21 protein-coding genes are annotated in these 18,006 nt (G+C 33.3%); 16 read left to right on the top strand and 5 right to left on the bottom strand.

Features of this window, described 5'->3' with window-relative positions; all coding sequences use genetic code 11:
* The first annotated feature begins 104 nt into the window (after positions 1 to 104).
* Entirely contained in the window at positions 105 to 332 is a 228-nt protein-coding gene (locus tag KHA90_RS16340) for a CDGSH iron-sulfur domain-containing protein (protein ID WP_213302895.1), read from the top strand.
* 51 nt (positions 333 to 383) lie between these two features.
* On the opposite strand, the gene KHA90_RS16335 is transcribed toward KHA90_RS16340, so the two are convergent.
* From KHA90_RS16335 to KHA90_RS16320, 4 genes are all read right to left on the bottom strand, one after another.
* On the bottom strand, positions 384 to 1,286 hold the full coding sequence (locus KHA90_RS16335) for a PhzF family phenazine biosynthesis protein (RefSeq protein ID WP_213302892.1): 903 nt from the start codon (positions 1,284 to 1,286) through the stop codon (positions 384 to 386).
* A 251-nt stretch (positions 1,287 to 1,537) separates the two neighbouring features.
* Positions 1,538 to 2,095, bottom strand: coding sequence for a YdeI/OmpD-associated family protein (locus tag KHA90_RS16330; protein WP_213302889.1), 558 nt, complete (start codon positions 2,093 to 2,095; stop codon positions 1,538 to 1,540).
* 1 nt (position 2,096) lies between these two features.
* Positions 2,097 to 2,612, bottom strand: a complete 516-nt coding sequence (locus tag KHA90_RS16325; RefSeq protein WP_213302886.1) for a hypothetical protein — start codon at positions 2,610 to 2,612, stop codon at positions 2,097 to 2,099.
* 213 nt (positions 2,613 to 2,825) lie between these two features.
* Positions 2,826 to 3,221, bottom strand: coding sequence for a helix-turn-helix domain-containing protein (locus KHA90_RS16320; protein ID WP_213302883.1), 396 nt, complete (start codon positions 3,219 to 3,221; stop codon positions 2,826 to 2,828).
* Between the two features lie 205 nt (positions 3,222 to 3,426).
* Here KHA90_RS16320 and KHA90_RS16315 point away from each other — a divergent pair, with 205 nt between their 5' ends.
* The 6 genes from KHA90_RS16315 (at position 3,427) to KHA90_RS25430 (ending at position 8,391) form a co-directional block, all read left to right on the top strand.
* Positions 3,427 to 3,762, top strand: a complete 336-nt coding sequence (locus tag KHA90_RS16315) for a hypothetical protein (RefSeq protein ID WP_213302879.1) — start codon at positions 3,427 to 3,429, stop codon at positions 3,760 to 3,762.
* A gap of 411 nt (positions 3,763 to 4,173) precedes the next feature.
* Entirely contained in the window at positions 4,174 to 4,344 is a 171-nt protein-coding gene (locus tag KHA90_RS16310; protein ID WP_213302877.1) for a hypothetical protein, read from the top strand.
* A gap of 68 nt (positions 4,345 to 4,412) precedes the next feature.
* Entirely contained in the window at positions 4,413 to 4,955 is a 543-nt protein-coding gene (locus KHA90_RS16305) for a DMP19 family protein (protein ID WP_213302874.1), read from the top strand.
* Positions 4,956 to 5,384: 429 nt separating this feature from the next.
* On the top strand, positions 5,385 to 6,923 hold the full coding sequence (locus KHA90_RS16300) for a patatin-like phospholipase family protein (protein WP_213302871.1): 1,539 nt from the start codon (positions 5,385 to 5,387) through the stop codon (positions 6,921 to 6,923).
* A gap of 39 nt (positions 6,924 to 6,962) precedes the next feature.
* Positions 6,963 to 7,754 (top strand): hypothetical protein, encoded by a 792-nt coding sequence (locus tag KHA90_RS25435; RefSeq protein WP_244860395.1) that lies wholly within the window; start codon positions 6,963 to 6,965, stop codon positions 7,752 to 7,754.
* Positions 7,651 to 8,391, top strand: a complete 741-nt coding sequence (locus KHA90_RS25430; RefSeq protein ID WP_244860393.1) for a T9SS type A sorting domain-containing protein — start codon at positions 7,651 to 7,653, stop codon at positions 8,389 to 8,391. Before KHA90_RS25435 ends, KHA90_RS25430 begins: the two co-directional genes overlap by 104 nt.
* A 250-nt stretch (positions 8,392 to 8,641) precedes the next feature.
* Here KHA90_RS25430 and KHA90_RS16290 read toward each other — a convergent pair whose 3' ends face one another.
* Positions 8,642 to 9,244 (bottom strand): DapH/DapD/GlmU-related protein, encoded by a 603-nt coding sequence (locus KHA90_RS16290; protein ID WP_213302868.1) that lies wholly within the window; start codon positions 9,242 to 9,244, stop codon positions 8,642 to 8,644.
* Between the two features lie 392 nt (positions 9,245 to 9,636).
* On the opposite strand from KHA90_RS16290, the gene serS reads away from it, so the two are divergent.
* The 9 genes from serS (at position 9,637) to proC (ending at position 17,911) form a co-directional block, all read left to right on the top strand.
* A complete protein-coding gene (gene serS / locus KHA90_RS16285; RefSeq protein WP_213302864.1) occupies positions 9,637 to 10,908 on the top strand; it encodes a serine--tRNA ligase in 1,272 nt (423 codons plus the stop codon).
* 84 nt (positions 10,909 to 10,992) lie between these two features.
* Complete coding sequence (gene lgt / locus KHA90_RS16280; protein ID WP_213302861.1) at positions 10,993 to 11,853, top strand: prolipoprotein diacylglyceryl transferase; 861 nt, start codon at positions 10,993 to 10,995, stop codon at positions 11,851 to 11,853.
* Between the two features lie 111 nt (positions 11,854 to 11,964).
* Complete coding sequence (locus KHA90_RS16275; RefSeq protein ID WP_213302858.1) at positions 11,965 to 13,746, top strand: tetratricopeptide repeat protein; 1,782 nt, start codon at positions 11,965 to 11,967, stop codon at positions 13,744 to 13,746.
* 85 nt (positions 13,747 to 13,831) lie between these two features.
* Complete coding sequence (locus KHA90_RS16270) at positions 13,832 to 14,143, top strand: DUF4286 family protein (RefSeq protein ID WP_213302855.1); 312 nt, start codon at positions 13,832 to 13,834, stop codon at positions 14,141 to 14,143.
* Positions 14,144 to 14,185: 42 nt separating this feature from the next.
* Positions 14,186 to 14,371, top strand: coding sequence for a hypothetical protein (locus KHA90_RS16265; RefSeq protein WP_213302852.1), 186 nt, complete (start codon positions 14,186 to 14,188; stop codon positions 14,369 to 14,371).
* Position 14,372: 1 nt separating this feature from the next.
* Entirely contained in the window at positions 14,373 to 14,849 is a 477-nt protein-coding gene (locus KHA90_RS16260) for a nucleotidyl transferase AbiEii/AbiGii toxin family protein (protein WP_213302849.1), read from the top strand.
* 66 nt (positions 14,850 to 14,915) lie between these two features.
* The gene (gene rsmA / locus KHA90_RS16255; protein WP_213302846.1) at positions 14,916 to 15,701 is read left to right on the top strand and encodes a 16S rRNA (adenine(1518)-N(6)/adenine(1519)-N(6))-dimethyltransferase RsmA; all 786 of its coding nucleotides are present in this window, start codon (positions 14,916 to 14,918) and stop codon (positions 15,699 to 15,701) included.
* The gene (mgtE, locus tag KHA90_RS16250) at positions 15,685 to 17,034 is read left to right on the top strand and encodes a magnesium transporter (protein WP_213302843.1); all 1,350 of its coding nucleotides are present in this window, start codon (positions 15,685 to 15,687) and stop codon (positions 17,032 to 17,034) included. The genes rsmA and mgtE overlap by 17 nt, the downstream gene beginning before the upstream one ends.
* 100 nt (positions 17,035 to 17,134) lie before the next feature.
* Positions 17,135 to 17,911 (top strand): pyrroline-5-carboxylate reductase, encoded by a 777-nt coding sequence (gene proC / locus KHA90_RS16245; protein WP_213302839.1) that lies wholly within the window; start codon positions 17,135 to 17,137, stop codon positions 17,909 to 17,911.
* Positions 17,912 to 18,006 lie beyond the last annotated feature (95 nt).

Genomic DNA, 18,006 nt, shown 5'->3' with positions numbered 1-18,006 from the left:
TGAAATAACCTCATAAAATAGAACCAGTTTAAACTAGCTCTCGAATTAAAATCTTCAAAAATTATTTTGCAACCTTTGCCCTGAAAAAAAACAAAGACAATTTTATGAGCAAGACAAAATTAATCATCAATAAAAACGGATCTATCAAGATAGAAGGTGACTTCGAAATCATGGATGCTGAAGGAACTGTTTACGGATTACAAGGAAGAGCTGCATTAGGACTTTGCCGTTGCGGATTATCTGCAAACAAACCTTTTTGCGATGGCGGACACCGTAATAACTTCGAACACGATTCAATCGCATTCGATTTACCACCAATGAAAACAAGCTAAGAAATCTTATTTTCTGGTTATTATATGAAAGCTGCATTATGCGGCTTTTTTTTATAGATATATTTCTCCACGCATAGTGATAACCGCAGAACCACCAACCAAAATATCATTTTCCCTCGACATTACTTCAATCAACGAAGGCTGACTCAGTTTTACACCTTGCAAAATTTTGTATTCTATATTAGGTTGAGCGTATTTATTAGCAGTTAAAAATCCAATTAACGGACCAGCAGCGGTTCCTGTGGCAGCATCTTCATCGATACCAATTAGCGGATTAAAAAATCTGGCTTCGACTATATTTTGGGGATCTTCGTCGGCAATTGTAAAACAGTAGAAACCTTCGAAGTCATATTCTTTTGAGATTTCGATTAAGCGCTTGTTGTCTGGAATACAATCGTGTAGAAATCGTCGGTTTTTTATGGGAACCATTACATGAGCAACTTCGGTTTGAACTATTGTAGGCAAAAGATCATCAACCGTTAAATCGTCAATTGTTAATCCAAGTGCTTTTGCGATTCTCGAAGCTGGCACTTCCTGACCAATAACAGCTTGTTTTTGGTGCATTTGAACTATCGGATATTCTGTAACCGGATCAAAACTTGTCGTTAATTTGATTGGATTATCTTTCATGATGACAAAATGATCGGTTCCATTTTGTTCATCAAATATTTTTATATTTTTAAGTAATGCGGCACAAACGGCGCCCAATAAATTGTGTCCTGCGCCATCAACTTCAAAACCTGTAGGTGTAAAAGACCGAACTTTTAGTGCTTTTTGAGCGGTAGAATAATAAACAAATGAAGTTTCAGAATAACCAAATTCCTTTGCAATGTTGTGATACGATTCTAATGCTAAATCGCCATCAGTAAAAACAACAGACAACGGATTTCCTTTGTAACTTTTATTAGAGAATACATCTAAAACGAAATATTCTAAGGCTATTCTATCTTTCATTATTTATAGTTGTTTTTTCACCATATAAGTGATGTAAGTTCATATTAAAAGCTACTCGTTGTATCTAATTGTTTTGAGCATAGAAACCTGCTTTTTTATGCATTTTAAATCAAATTCAAATATTAGAAAGAAAATCTGCTCAATCTGCGTGAAAAAAATAATTCAGAGATAGAACTTTCGTTTGCTTCAATTTTTCGATAGAATAAAGTTAAGGTTTGTATTTTGATCTAAGTTACAATCATTCCTTTTTTTTATAACATTCGTTTTTGTTCTGCGCTTATATTTATTGTTTTTTCAAGTCGGGAAATTCTGGTTTTTTCCTGTTTTGCCGTCATAATCCAGTGAATCATTACTTTTTTGTACGATGGCGCTTGCGTATTAAAATATTCCCAGGCTATTTTATTGGCTTTAAATTGTTTCTCAAAATCCGGATCAAGAATTGAAGGTTCTTTTTCGTGCGAGTAAATTCCGGATCTTTCTTTAGATCTTAATGCGAAAGCTTTTTCACCTGCTTCAGTCATCAATCCGGCTTTTGTGAGATCTTCGACTTTTTTGATGTTGATCGCGCTCCAAATACTGGATTTCTTTCTTGGTGTAAACCTGATCGAATAACTTTCGTCATCTATAGATCTTCGAACGCCATCAATCCAGCCAAAACAAAGTGCCTGATCTACAGATTCTGACCACGACATTGACGGTTTTTTGCTGTTCACTTTATAAAAACCAACCAATAATTCGGTTTCATTTTGGTGATGCTTTTCCAGCCATTCTCTGAAATTTTCTTGATTTGGGAAGAAGGTTGGTTTCATTTTATTCAGTTTTTAATGGCGGTAGTGGCGGCGGTAAGATAGGACCTAAATCTCCAAAATCAATGACTTTTTTGGTTGCAATAAACTTCAGTTCTTCTTTAAATTTTCTTAAAAAATTAGCGTATTTATAAAGTTCTTTTGGAGCAGTACCTCCATATATCAAAATGGATTTATTCTTACCGTTACTTGACACGTTTATTAGATAACTTCCACCATCACACAAATGTTCTTGTGTGTATTCAGATTCAAATTTTTTGAGATTTAAAGATTGAAGGTATTTGTTTAGCTTGGTTTTTTTATCAGCTGGAATTATGGCGTAAAAATTTTGAATTGGTTCGGGAAATCTTCTTTGAAAATAAACAGTATCGCTTTTTGTAAACTTAATTGCACCAACATGTCGTAAACCTGAATAAGATAAAACAAAACTATCAAAAGGAAATTCGTTCACTTCTTCTTCTTTTTTACAACCAAAGAGAAATAATAAAACTAATGAAATAAGTATAATTTTTACTTTCATAATAAAGTATTTGATTCCTAATAAGCCGACCGATAGCGCGGATTTACAATCCGTGCCCGCAAACTGATTTAAAATATTGCGCTTTTAAGATTTTGTCATATCGTTGCGGGCACGGATTGTAAATCCGCGCTATCGGATTTTCTTAGTTTTCTTAGTTTAAAACTAAAAAGAGACTCGTAAGTCTCTTTTTGCAATCATTATAATTTTAAAAGGTTATTTACCTTTTAATAATCTTTCTAAATACTCAATTTTTTCTTTTTCGACTTCAACCAAACGTTCGTATAATTCAAGTATTTTGTCAAGAGGATTGAAATTGGGTTGCAAGTTTACTCCATTTATAGTCGAATTATCATTGCTAGTAAAAGTATTATTAATAACATTTAATACTGTTTCGTCACTATAATTTTTAATAGCCTCAGCAGAAACGCCTAAAACTTCAGCAATTGCAGTTAATTTTTCTTCATCAACATTTTCACTTCCTTCAATATTAGAAACAGATTGCTGGCTTAAACCAATTGCAAAAGCAAGTGCTTCTTGTTTCATTCCTCGAAGTTCTCTGATTCGGCTAATATTTCGCCCAATATGTTTTGGTTTAGTTGCTATACTCATAATTCAAAGGTATTTAAAATTCTTTAAAAAATTTATTGTTTTATTTAGTTAAACACAAGTTTTCATTTGTATTAAACCATTATAAGTTGTTGTTAACAATAGAATCTAATGGTTACTTGCGACCTTAAACAAAAGTAGTATTTTTCTTATTATAAAGAATGGAAAAAATTAAACCTATTAACAATAATACAATAAAAACATACACATGGAATCAAAAGAAACTAAAATTTTAGAGAATCTTAGAAAATTAACTGCCCGATATTGTACCACTTTAAATTTATCTACTGACAAAACGGAGTTTCACACCGCTAAAATTGAGTTAGTAGATTATTATGAACTTGGTTGTATAATTACCAACATGTTAAAATTATGCATTTTAGCGCTTGATAACGAAGTACATAAAATTGACGAAGCACAAAAAAGTTCTACTATTAATGTTAGTCTTATTTTAGAAACTGTTCTCCAAATGTTTCCTTTAGATGAATTTGAAATGTTAAGTGAAATTAATGAAATACTTATTTCGGATTTTAAAAGTGTTTAATCAATACAATCTTGTCATTTTATCCTGAGTTCGCGTTAGGGCTAGCATCGAATGTCACTAAGTTAAGATGAAATATATAAAATTACTTAACAGTTTAATCAAGAAAGCAATTAGAAAAAATCCGTTTTTATCCGCGTTTTTGCGTTAGCGAATCAGTAAAATCAGCGTCTAATTTTTGACGCGGATAAAACAGATTTACTTCGTAAAAACGCGGATAAAAACGGATTTGATTTGCAATGATTTTATTTTTTAAAAGCTTAACTTAATGATATTGGAATAGAAGTAAAAAGGAAGTGCGAGGACTTGCAGCGTCCCGATAGTTATCGGGAAGCCCGACCCGGAGGGAAACGCCCAAGAATTTATTTGTATCAAGTTTCATATCTTTGTAAACGTAAATTAAAAGCAAAAATCATGGCAAAAGGTCCCGAAAAAAACACCAAAAACAAGGCTTTGCATACCAAATTGCTAAATAAGAAAAAAGCCAAAATTCAGGAAGAGAAAAAAGCGCATGCATTGCGTTTGAAAGCTTTGGTTACAAAAATGAATCAGAAAAAGAATAGCGACGAATCTGATGTTATTTAAATCAGATTGTATTTCTTTTCTGTTTTTATTTAACTGAAATTTGCAAATCAATATCTAAAAAAATCAAAATGGAGGAATTCGGTAGAATAATAATTTCTGAAACGGCAATGAATAGTGAAAATCTTCAGGATGTGATTCACTCAAATATTTCGGTAATCAATTTAATGCGTGAGGAAGGTGTCGATGATGAGTTTATTCACGAAGATGCTTTGATGAGTTATTATCTTGATTATTACTATTCGCAATACGCCGAAGGAAATTTTGCTCAGTTTGTGCATAAATCCGGTTGGAATAAGGAATTGAATGAACTTATTGAAGAAGGTTTGGCTTTAATTGGTGCCGAAAAACATCTGGAATTGTTCCAGCAACTAAGCAAAAAAGTAAAATTAATGAGCAGCGTTAAGCTGAATAAATTTCTTAGCGGAAAATTGGAAGGCGTAAACCCAACGAGAGATTTACTCAACAATGATACTTTTTATGAAATAGAAGAAAATCTGATTACGCTAAATGCTGATTTCCTGAAGAATCATCCTGATTTTGAAGTGCTTTCGGTTGATGATATGTTTGCTACATTAGAGGAATATGTTGGGCATGAAATTAAGAGAGCTTAGTTTTTTTAGAGGTTTAAAGGGACAAAGGTTCAAAGCAACAAAGGTTTTTAGGTTCAAAGAGGCAGAGGTTCAAAGGATCAAAGGTTTTTAGAAAGAGCCTTTGGCTTGATTTATATTGTAGAGATGGATTTTAATCCATCAGCGCAAAGATTAAGTGCGCATAATTATTAGGGTTTAGAAATTCTAAGTTTATTGTCTCAATATTGTCAGGCTGAGCGGAGTCGAAGCCCCGCATAGTTGTTGTTTGCATGTCTACAAAATTTCACACAAAGGCGCAAAGAAAATAAAACTTTGCGCCTTTGCGTTTTTGCGCGATTTAAATTAATCTCTTTAAAAAACTTAGGGAATCTTTATGAAGTGTTCTCATTACTTTCTGAAATAACTTCATTAATTTAGCATTGAGCAATTTAGAGATTAAAAGAGCCCAAAATGAAATACAGATACTGCCTAATATTGCTTTTTCTTCAAATAGGATTTTCTCAAAACAAAATCAACCTTTTTTCAGAGATTAATTATAATTCGATTCCTTCGGTTTCGTTGAGCGATTATAAATCGGTTCAGGAACGGGATAAAAAGTTTCAGAATCCAAATATTGCTTTGGGAATTGGGATTTCGGGCGGTGGTTCACGAGCGCAGTTTTTTAGTATGGGCGTACTTTTAGGATTAGAAGAAATTCAGGAAACCAATTCGCAACGTAACTTTTTAAACGAAATTGATTATTTCTCTACAGTTTCCGGCGGTTGTTTTTCTGCAGGATATTATTTGACGATTCTCAAGAATAAACTGTTTTTTGATAATTGCTCTTTCAATGAATTCTACTTTTCTAAAGCCGATGCCTATAAAGATTATGTCGATAAATCGGCAAATATTTTGTCTTTACTAAACAATAGCCGAAACGAAAAAGGCGATAAAATATCGATGACACAACGCATTGATTCGGATATTTTGCAATACGATGCCATAAATCCTGATAATGTCAATAAGTTTGATTCGCAAATGATGTTGTCGGATTTTTTTATTCCAAAGGATAGTAAAACGATTCCGTCTTTACCAATGTTTGTGGCGAATGGAACTGCTTTTAATAATGGCGAACGTGTTCCGTTTATGCCACATATTATTCGGGGTTTGAATCTAAATTCATCTTTGGCGCCCAATAAAGCCGAAATGGTTTTGAACGAAAATAAAGTAAACGACGGTTATAATTTCCCCGTGACTTATGCAATCACGGCAAGTTCAGCATTTCCGGGAGTTTTGCCAAAAGTGAAATTTGGCGTAAAAAATCAGGATAAAATTTTGTGTATTGTTGATGGCGGAGCATCTGATAATATGGGTTATAAAACGTTGGTCGAATTGCTTCATAACGATACAAAAGTAAATGACAAAAACAAGAAAGCCCTTTTTATTGATTGCCTCGGACAAGGGAAAAAAACGCCCTATATAAGCGACGCAAAAATCAGATTGATTTCGTTGTTTGAAACCGCTTCTTTATACACGGTTCAAACGCGATATATGACTTTTGATAAAGATATAGAAAACACTTTTGAGCGTTATAAAATTCCGGTTTCTAATTATCAGATTATTGGCTTTACCACGATTCGGGATTATTTAATGAAAATGGAAAAGGACGATAATTATGAAGATTTAGTGTTTGAATTAAAAAACACAAATGACGAATCGAGCAGTTGGTTCAAATTATATACCAATTTCAAGCAGGAACTGATTGCTAAATTTGGCGAAGATTCCTTTAAAAAGGACAAAGACGGAATTGTAATTGTTGCCACTTTAGACAAAGAAAAATTCAAGGATTTATCTGCAAAACAAGTTTTAATGCTATATGAATATGCATCGCACGTTGAAACAAAACTTAGAATTACTCCCGAAGAACGTGAAATGTTACTATTGTCCGGACGTTTTGCAGCATTTTTAAAAACCAATGATTTGAAAGAATTGTTAGTAGAACAGAAATAATTTTATCCGTAATTTGGATTTCTATTTAAACCGTGAACTTTGACAAATCAACTTATCAAGTATAAAAAAATAATTTTTGGTTTATTGTTTCTGCCTGTTTTACTTTCAGGTCAGGAAAAAAATAATAGTACGCCAGAAAATGTTTCCCGTTATTTTTATGACGACCATGTTGTTTCGGTTGAAATTTGGTTTGGACCGGATAAAAAGCCAGACAGTACAAAAACCTATTATTCTAACGGAAAATTGAATGAGATTTTTTATTATGATGATAAAGGGTTAAAGGATTCAGATGCTTTTCAGTTCAATAAACAAGGTGAAAAACTGGTAACCTGGAATTTTTCGCATGGAAAATTAGTAAGTAGAACAGATCATAAATTGCCTTTTAATAAAGACAAGGAAGAAACGGTTAAAAATGCGCTTAAATTAATGACGGAGATTAACGTCAAAACAAATTATAATCCCACGAGAGTTAATGATCTTTTTAATCGGGGTGTTTTAAGTATTAGTCTTGGCAATACAACATTAGCGCTAGAAGATTTAAAAAAAGTCGAATATTCTATTGACAAAGATCCAAAAAATAAAAATATTGTACTAACAGATTCATTAGAGAAAAAGCGGGATGTTTTTAGAAGTAAACTTTATGACAGATTAGCAAGCATTTATGCATCGCTGGAAATGGAAAGTTTTGCGTTTAATTATTACTACAAGGCAATAAAGAATGCTCCTGATGATTTACGCATTTTATATAATTTTGCAACTTTGTTGCAACAAACGAAAATTAAACGATCTGGCACGCCATTATTTAGAGAAAATTGTAGCCGAAAAATCTGAAACACCCCACGCACGATGGGCACTTGCCAGGTTATTGAGCGATATGGGCGATTATCAAAAAGCGATGGAAAATATTACAATAGCTTTTAAATATGAAAAAGAAATAATAAACAGAACCACAGCTTATGGAGGAAGGGATTTAAGAACTACGCGTGGTTTAATATATCATAAACTTGGAGAATCAGATAAAGGAATTGCCGATTTGAAATATGTGCTTGAAATGGATAAAAATAATTCTTACGCGATGAAAAATCTCGGAATCATCTATCTCGATCAACATAAATACAAAAAAGCCTGCGAACTGTTCCGACAAGCAAATGAACTCAATTATACTTTAGCATATGATGAGGTTGACTTGCCATCGTTATTAGAGAGTGCCTGTAATAATGTTCAACCTGAAGTTACAATTAATAAAAAGCCTTTTGTTTATCCTAATCCTGCTGTTGCAAGTATTTCAGTGGAGAATTTTGGCTCTGTTGATTTTGATTATGAGTTTTTTAGTTTTGATTCTGTCTCGGTTTTAAAAGGTAAAAGTACAGATGGTAAAATTGATGTTTCGACTTTATCTTCGGGATTTTATGTGCTTAAAGTTTCTAGAGGTGATTTTGTAGAAACTTTTAAAGTGATAAAAGAATAGGGGTATTTGTAATAGCCATTTATGTTGGAAATAAAGCTCCATTGGAGCGGCATATTTATAGAAAATTTATTGTTTTTTTATTTTAAGCTCGATTGGAGCGATATATTAAGGCGTTAAAGATCTCACCCCCCTGGGGTTTTATATCGAATCAATTTGTTGTTTCTATAAATATATTACCCCGCTGGGGTTCGATTTTATTCAAAATTTAAAAAAATCGCTGTGTGATTTTCTGTATCTCTGCGGAATAATCTTATTTCACCTGTTCAACTAATTCCAGTCTTTTTACAATCGAATTTTTAACTAATATTGTGCCGGGAGATAATACGGCATTTGCTCCAATTCTGGAGTTATCACCAATTAAAGATCCAAATTTATCAGAGTTAGTTTCTATAATTTCCGAATTATAAAGTACTGATATCTTTTTATTTATTCTTTCATTATAGTGATTTGCAGCGATTGAACCTGCTTCGAAATTAATGTTTCTGCCAATGATACTATTTCCGATATAATTAAAATGAGCAATTGCTGTATTAGAACAAATAATGCTGCTTTTTATTTCGCAACCAGGACCAATTTTTACCGATTGATCTAAATAAACACCTTCTCTAAAATAAGCATTTGCGCCAATGTAACAATCCGCGCCAATAATTGCCGGACTTTTTATTGTGACATTATTTTCAATCGTGGCTGATTTGTGAATGGCAATATTATTTTCAATTTTATAATCATCTCCAAGATTTATAATCATTTTTTCGATTATATTTTTGAGATTATTTGTAATATTCCAAGGTTCTGATTGATTTAAATCGCTAAAAGTCTTTGAGAAATCTTCAATAAAGTTATCGATAAGCATATTGTAATTTTTTAATTGCAATTTACTTATTTTTATTTTCGAAAGAGGAGATTTCACAGAGGTGCACAAACTATTTCACAGAGTTTCACGAAGGAATATTAAAAAAAGACTGTTTTCAAAGGATTAATCCCGAAGCTTTGGGACGTTGCTACAAAATAAATCATTCCTCTGGAACTTCTACAAGAGAGCCGTAAGTTCGGTATATATAGTTGGGATGGATTTAATCCATTTTATAAAAAAAAAAATCTTGTGTATCTCTGCGAAACCTTCGTATATCTCTGTGGAATAACTATCAATTATGTTTTCCTGATGAACTTTGTCGTAATCTTAGGAAACATTTCCTTAAATTTGCTTCCATTATAAAAAAATACAATAGTTATAAAAATCAAGCTATGTTACAGATCGCATTTATTAGAGAGAATCAGGAGAAAGTAATCAAGGCTTTAGCAAAACGAAATATCGATGCTAAAAGCGTTGTTGAAGAAGTGGTGCAACTAGACGAAACCCGTCGCGCAACGCAAGTAGAATTAGACAACACTTTATCTGAATCTAATAAATTATCCAAAGATATTGGAGAATTAATGAAAGCCGGAGAGAAATCTAAAGCTGCAATCTTAAAAGAAAAAACGGTTTCATTAAAAGAAAAAAGTAAAGAATTAGGTGAAAAAGCAGAAGCTCTTGCAACCGAATTAACCAATAAATTATACACTTTACCAAATCTTCCGGCAGATATTGTTCCTGAAGGAAAAACTCCGGACGACAATTTGAATGTTTTTCAGGAAGGTGATATTCCGGTTTTGCATGAAGGCGCACAACCTCACTGGGAATTGGTAAAAAAATACGATATCATCGATTTTGAATTGGGTGTAAAAATTGCAGGTGCAGGGTTTCCTGTTTATAAAGGAAAAGGAGCTCGTTTACAACGTGCTTTAATCAATTACTTTTTAGATAAAAATACTGCTGCAGGTTATAATGAAGTTCAGGTGCCACATTTGGTAAATGAAGCTTCAGGTTATGGAACAGGACAATTGCCGGATAAAGAAGGACAAATGTATCACTCTACAATTGATGATTTATATTTGATTCCAACTGCTGAGGTTCCAGTTACAAATTTGTTCCGCGATGTATTATTAAGCGAGACTGAATTACCGGTTTTATATACAGCATACACACCATGTTTCCGTCGTGAAGCAGGTTCTTACGGAGCACACGTTCGTGGATTAAATCGTTTGCACCAATTTGACAAAGTCGAAATCGTACGTGTTGAACATCCTGATAAGTCTTATGAAGCACTTGACGGAATGGTTGAACATGTAAAAGATATTTTGAAAGAATTGAAATTGCCATACCGCGTTTTACGTTTATGTGGTGGTGATATGGGATTCACATCGGCTTTGACGTATGATTTTGAAGTGTTTTCTACAGCGCAGGATCGCTGGTTAGAGATCAGTTCAGTTTCTAACTTCGAAACTTTTCAGGCAAATCGCTTGAAATTACGTTTCAAAGACAAAGAGGGTAAAAATCATTTGGCTCATACACTTAACGGAAGTTCATTGGCTTTGCCTAGAGTTTTGGCTGGAATATTAGAAAACTACCAAACGCCGGAAGGAATCGTAATACCAGAAGTTCTACGTCCTTACTGTGGATTTGATATTATAAATTAAGAATAAAGTTTCAGTTTGAAGTCTCAGTTTACAGTTTTACACTGCGCTGAGACTGAAAACCGAGACTGCGACTAAAAACTGACTATGACGAATGGAGTTTTAAATTGGAACGTAGATCCTGTTATTTTCATGATAACAGACAGCTTTCCGTTAAAATATTATGGAGCTTTTTTTGCCTGCGGATTATTATTGGGTTATGCTATTGTGAGAAAGATTTACAAAAAAGAACATCTTTCATTAGACAATCTTGATAGTTTACTCGTATATGTTATCGTTGGGACAATTTTAGGAGCGAGATTAGGACATTGTTTCTTTTATGAACCGTCGTACTTTCTTCAACATCCAATAGAAATTCTTTTACCAATCCAGAAAGTTGCCGGAGTTTATAAATTTGTTGGATTTCAGGGTTTAGCAAGTCATGGAGGCACAATTGGAGTGCTTATAGCAATCATTTTATACTGTCGAAAATATAAAGTTAAGTTCTTATGGCTTTTGGACAGAATGGCAATTGGAGTCCCGGTTACGGGTGCTTTTATCAGATTGGGGAATTTTATGAATTCTGAAATCTATGGAAAACCAACTAACGGAAACTGGGGTATTGTTTTTCAAAGAGATGATTTGATCCCAAGGCATCCAACGCAATTGTACGAAGCATTTGCTTATTTATTGATTTTCGGAATTTTATTATACATGTATAAATTTGAAAAAATCAGAAATGCCAGCGGATTAATCTTTGGAACTTTCTTCATGCTTTTATTTGTGGCAAGGTTTATAATTGAATTTTTCAAGGAAAATCAAGAAAGCTTCGAGAATAATATGCTCATCAATATGGGGCAAATATTAAGTATTCCGTTTATAATAATAGGTTTGGTATTGGTAATATGGAAAATGAAAAGTTTACAGTCACAGTCAGAATCACAGTCACAGTCTCAGTTTACAGTTTAATTGGACTGAATGATGTGACTAAATGCGACTGAATACTGAGACTGCGACTGCGACTGAAAACCGCGACTGAAAACCGCGACTTTTAAAAAAACAGACTAAAAAAAACTGAATATGAAAAACATCTTTATCTATATCGTTTTATTGTGGTCTACTTTTGCACTATCTCAAAATGAGCAACTGGCTCAATATTATTATGATAAAGGTGATTTTGAAAAAGCAAAAATCAGTTATGAAGAGCTTTTAAAAAGTTCTCCATCCAATACCCAATATTTTTTAAGAACAGTCGAATCTTATCAGCAATTACAACAGTTTGATTTAGCTCAAAAAGTAATTCAGGAGCGATATAACAGGTACAAACAAGGTGTTTTTTTAGTAGAGTTAGGTTATAACTTCCAACTTCAAAAAAACGAATCGAAAGCCAAAAATTACTACGATCAGGCAATTGAAAAAATAAAAACAAGTCCTAATGATGTTTACGGAATAGGGAATTCTTTTGAGAAAAAAGTATTGATTGAATATGCCTTAAAATCCTATCAAACCGCAATGCAGGTTCAGCCGAATTACAATTTTAATTTCCAGATTGGAATGTTGTACGGGCAGTTAGGAAAAACAGATCAGATGATTGATCTTTTGCTAACAGAATCGTACACTAATCAGCAAAACGCTAATTTAATCCAGACGCAATTATCCCGTTTCATGAATGGGGAAACAGATAATACTGCTTTTAAAGATGCAATGCGTAAAGCGCTAATTATAAGAACCCAAAAAGATCAGGATGTATTCTGGAATCATTATTTGAGTTGGTTTTATGTGCAGCAAAAAGAATTTGGAAAAGCCTTTATTCAGGAAAAAGCAATCTATAAACGTGATCCGGAATCACTTTCGAGTATTGTCAATTTAAGTCAGTTTGCCTTAAACGAAGATGATACTGATACGGCAACTGAAATTTTGAACTTTATACTTCAAAATACTAAAGATCTGGATTTACTAATTCAGACTAATTCCTATTTAATGCAAATTAAAATCGATAAAGCGCAGGAAAAAGACTACCCAATTATCAATACTGAGTTACAACAATTGCTTACAACCTATGAAATAACTCCTTTTACCTTATCTTTGCAAATAATTCAGGCGCATTTCCTGGCTTTCAATCTTAAAAAGACTGAAGAAGGAAAGGCAATTATTAAAAAGGCCTTAGAATTAAATTTGAACGATTATCAGCAAGCTGATGCAAAAATGGAGTTGGCAGACATTTTGCTTCTGGAAGAAAAGTTCAATCAGGCGCTGATTTATTATTCGCAGATTCAGTTGGATTTAAAGAATGATGTCATGGCGCACGAAGCAAGTTTAAAGGCAGCAAAAACAAGTTATTATAAAGGTGATTTTGAATGGGCTTTGAAACAATTTAAAGAACTGAAAGCGGCAAATACACAGTTAATTGCAAATGATGCTCTGGAATATTTTTTATTGATAAATGACAATACTGTCGCTGATTCGACACAAACGGCATTAAAGCAATTCGCAAAAGGTGATTTTTTAATTTATCAGAATAAGAAACCGGAAGCTATAAGTCATTTTCAGATGATTTTAAAAACCTTTAAAGGACAGGAAATCGAAGCTGTAACATTGTTGCGTTTAGGTAAAATTTATGAAAGTCAAAAAGATTTTAATTCGGCGTTAAGCCAATACCAGCAGATCATTGACAATCATAGCGACGGAATTTATGTGGATGAAGCGCTGTTTTTTTCGGCAGAAATTTACAATGACGAATTAAAAGATACAGAAAAAGCAAAACCTTTGTATGAAAAGGTGATTTTTAACCATCAGGATAGTATTTACTTTGTTGACGCGAGAAAAAAATACAGAGAGTTAAGAGGAGATAAGAATTTATAATGCAGATTATAGGATTTTTAGATTGTTGGATTATTCGAAAAGTCTAACAATCTAAGTAGTCTAATAATCTAACAATCTAAAAAAAATGATAATTTACAACGTTACCACAAATATACACGAGAGCGTTCACGACCAATGGTTGAAATGGATGCAGGAAAAACACATACCGGAAATTCTGGCGACAGAAAAGTTTTCTTCGGCAAGAATTGTAAGGGTTTTGATTGAAGAAGAAATGGGCGGAATTACATATTCAGTTCAATATGTTACGGATAGCAAAGAAATTTTGGAACAATATTATATTGAGGATGAACCCAAATTTCATCAGGAAGCTTTGGATTTATTCGCTGATAAAATGCTTTCGTTTAGAACTGAATTAGAAGTTATTTCGGAACATTAGTTTTTAGTCTCGGTTTTCAGTTTCAGTTTTAAAAAAAATATTATGGAAATTCGATTTCAAACTAAGGAAGAAAGTAATAAACAACAACAAGAAGAATTTTTAAAGTTGTCTAAAGTTGAAAGGTTTTATAGTTTTTTACGTTTAAGCGAGCGTATAAGCAAATTTCCTGTAAAGAATAAAGTAGATAAGAACAAAGACAATTTTGTAATTATTATAAAATCAAGATAAGATGTCAAAAATTTGGGATCAAAACATTGATGAATTTATAGCTTTGGCTGACAAGCATAATGTTCGTATGCTTATGGTTGGTGGTGGGGCGGTAAATTTTCATGGATATCAGAGGCATTCCGCTGATGTTGATTTTTGGATAGAAACAACAGATGAAAATTTTAAAAAATTGGTTGCTGTTTTTAATGATATGGGATATGAAATAGAAGATTTTCCTGAAAATGTAAAAAAACAAGAACAAAATATATCAATAAAATTTTCTCCTGTTGATTTAGATTTAGAGTTGATAACTAAATTTTCAGTGAATAAAAGTTTTGAAGAGGCTTATAACGATAGTGAGGAAATTACTGTAAAGGATAAAACTTTTTTAAGATGGAATGTTTTGTCTTTAGAAGATCTGATTACAAGTAAAATTAAAGCAAATAGAACAAAGGATTTATTTGATGTTCAACAGCTTCGAGAAATAAATAATAAATAAAACTTTGCGCCCTAGTGCCTTCGTGGCAAGAAAACCTTAGTGCCTTTAAGGCGAACAAAAAAGAAAATGGAAAAAGTAAAAGCCAAAAAACATTTAGGACAACACTTCCTGAAAGACGAAAGTATAGCTAAAGCAATTGCAGATACTTTGAGCTTAAAAGGATACGATGAGGTTTTAGAAATAGGACCGGGGATGGGTGTGTTGACTAAGTATTTGCTTGACAAACCAATTAATACACATGTGATCGAGATTGACACAGAATCTGTGGTGTATTTGGGTGAAAATTATCCAAAATTAAAAGATAAAATTATCTCTCAGGATTTCCTGAAATACAATATTAGCGAGGTTTACAAGGATAAACAATTTGCTATAATTGGAAATTTTCCATATAATATTTCTACGCAAATCGTTTTTAGAACTTTAGAATACAAACATCAGATTCCGGAATTTTCGGGGATGTTTCAAAAAGAAGTCGCTGAACGAATATGCGAGAAAAAAGGCTCAAAAGCTTACGGAATCTTATCCGTATTAGCACAGGCTTTCTATGTTACTGAGTATTTATTTACTGTAGACGAAAATGTTTTTATTCCTCCGCCCAAGGTCAAGTCGGGTGTGATGAAAATGACCCGAAAGGAGGATTATAGCCTTCCGTGTGGTGAAAGGTTGTTTTTTACAGTGGTAAAAACGGCTTTTCAGCAAAGACGAAAAACATTACGTAACAGTTTGAAAACATTAAATTTATCAGATGAATTGCGATTAGACATTATCTTTGATAAGCGTCCTGAGCAATTAAGTGTCGAGGAATTTATTGTTTTGACTCAAAAAATAGAAGCCGATGGAGTTCAAAGTTAGTAAAGATTTAATCCAACAGTTAGAGGAGCATATTGTTAATAAAAACGACAAAGAACTTGAAGTTTTACTTAACGATCTGCACCACGCAGATATTGCCGAAATCCTTGACGAACTGGATTTTGACGAAGCAACTTATATTTTTAAGGTATTAGATAGTGATAAAACAGCAGAGATTCTTCTTGAATTAGAAGATGATTTGCGTGAAAATATCTTAAGCCGACTTTCGCCTAAAGAAATTGCAGAAGAGCTTGATGAGCTTGAAACAAATGATGCTGCGGATATTATTGCCGAGTTATCTCAGGAAATAAAAGCCGAAGTTATCTCGGAAATGATTGACGTTGAACATGCAAAGGACATTGTGGACTTATTGCGTTACGACGAAAATTCTGCCGGGGGTTTAATGGGAAAAGAGTTAGTAAAAGTCAATGAAAATTGGAATGTACTTACTTGCGTAAAAGAAATGCGTATTCAGGCAGAAAATGTTTCCAGAGTACATTCTATTTATGTAGTTGATGATGAAAACCGACTTAAAGGCAGATTATCCCTAAAAGATTTATTGACGACTTCGACCAAAACACAAATTGGAGATATTTATATCAGAAAATTAAATTTCGTAAACGTAGATACCGAAGATGTTGAGGTAGCACGTATTATGCAAAAATACGATTTAGAGGCAATTCCGGTTGTTGATGAACTGGGACGATTAGTTGGTAGAATTACTATTGATGATATCCTTGACGTAATCAAGGACGAAGCTGATAAAGATTACCAGTTAGCAGCAGGTATTACACAAGATGTTGAGTCAAACGATAGTGTTCTGGAATTAACAAAAGCACGTTTGCCATGGCTGTTAATAGGAATGGTGATTGAGATTGTCGCATCTTTTGTTTTAAAAGGAAACGAAGCTACTTTTCAAAAATATTCAACTTTGATTATTTTCGTGCCATTACTTTCTGCAACCGCGGGAAATATTGGTGTTCAGGCATCGGCAATTGTGGTGCAGGGTCTGGCTAACGGAACCTTAAAAGAATTTAGCCGTGGTTATTTCAGTAAGGAAATTAGTGTTTCCATGATTTCGGGAACTATAATTTCATTGCTTTTGCTGGCGTATCACTCCGTAATGTACCAACAGTATTTAGTGGGAATCGCGATTTCAATCTCTATGATTGTAGTGATTTTATTTGCTGCAACTTTAGGAACTTTAGTACCGCTTTTTTTACATAAAAACAAAATTGACCCTGCAATTGCAACGGGTCCCTTTATCACTACAACCAATGACGTATTTGGAATTATGCTTTATTTTGGAGTAGCCAAATTGATTCTTGGGTTTTAAGTTTTTGCAACAAATTAATAGAATGCAGTGATTTAAGATCTCTAAAATCTGTGTAATTTGTGGCTGAAAAACATGCTATTAACCAGCCAAAAAACAAGCAATGAAAGTACACATTATAGGAGGAGGAAATCTTGGGGTTTCTATAGCCTTGGGGATTGCAAAATTCTCAAAAAACAATCAGGTTACTGTTACAAGAAGAAATATAGCTAGTATTGAATATTTATCAGAATATGGAATCACGGTTTCATCTGATAATAAACATACTATTCAAGAGGCCGATGTGGTGATTTTAACTATAAAACCATATCAGGTTGATACTGTTTTTGCAGAGATTTTACCGGTAATTCAGGGAAAAACAATTGCTTCGGCAGTTAGTGGTTTGTCTTTGGAAGTGCTTCAGGAAAAAACAAATAATGCTTTTCCGGTAATCCGAATTATGCCCAATATCGCTGCACAATTTGGAGAATCAGCAACTTGTATCTCTTTCCCTGAGAAGGACAGAGAAAAAGCGTTGCCAATTGTTGACTTATTTCAGGATTTAGGAACTGCTCCGGTTATCGATGAAAAACTAATGGACGCAGCAACAGTTCTTGGCGCATGCGGAACAGCTTATGCTTTAAGATATATTCGCGCTTCAATGCAAGCCGGAATTGAAATAGGATTTGATTCTCAAACTGCATTAGCGATTGCTGCACAAACCGTAAAAGGAGCTGCAAAAATGTTACTGGAGGAAAAAGTACATCCGGAACAATTAATCGATCGCGTAACAACGCCTCAGGGTTGTACAATCGTTGGTTTGAACGAAATGGAACATAATGGTTTCAGTTCATCATTGATAAAAGGAATCAAAACTTCTTTGAAGCAGATTAAGGGATAAATTAAAATTCTAATATAAAAATTCCAAATTCCAACTTTGATAAGTGGAGTTTGGAATTTTGTTTTTAGAATTTAGTAACGTGTTCTTGAGCAATA

The sequence above is a fragment of the Flavobacterium psychroterrae genome, from assembly GCF_018380615.1.
Classification (GTDB): Bacteria; Bacteroidota; Bacteroidia; order Flavobacteriales; family Flavobacteriaceae; genus Flavobacterium; species Flavobacterium psychroterrae.
This window is presented reverse-complemented; position numbering and strand designations above follow the sequence as displayed.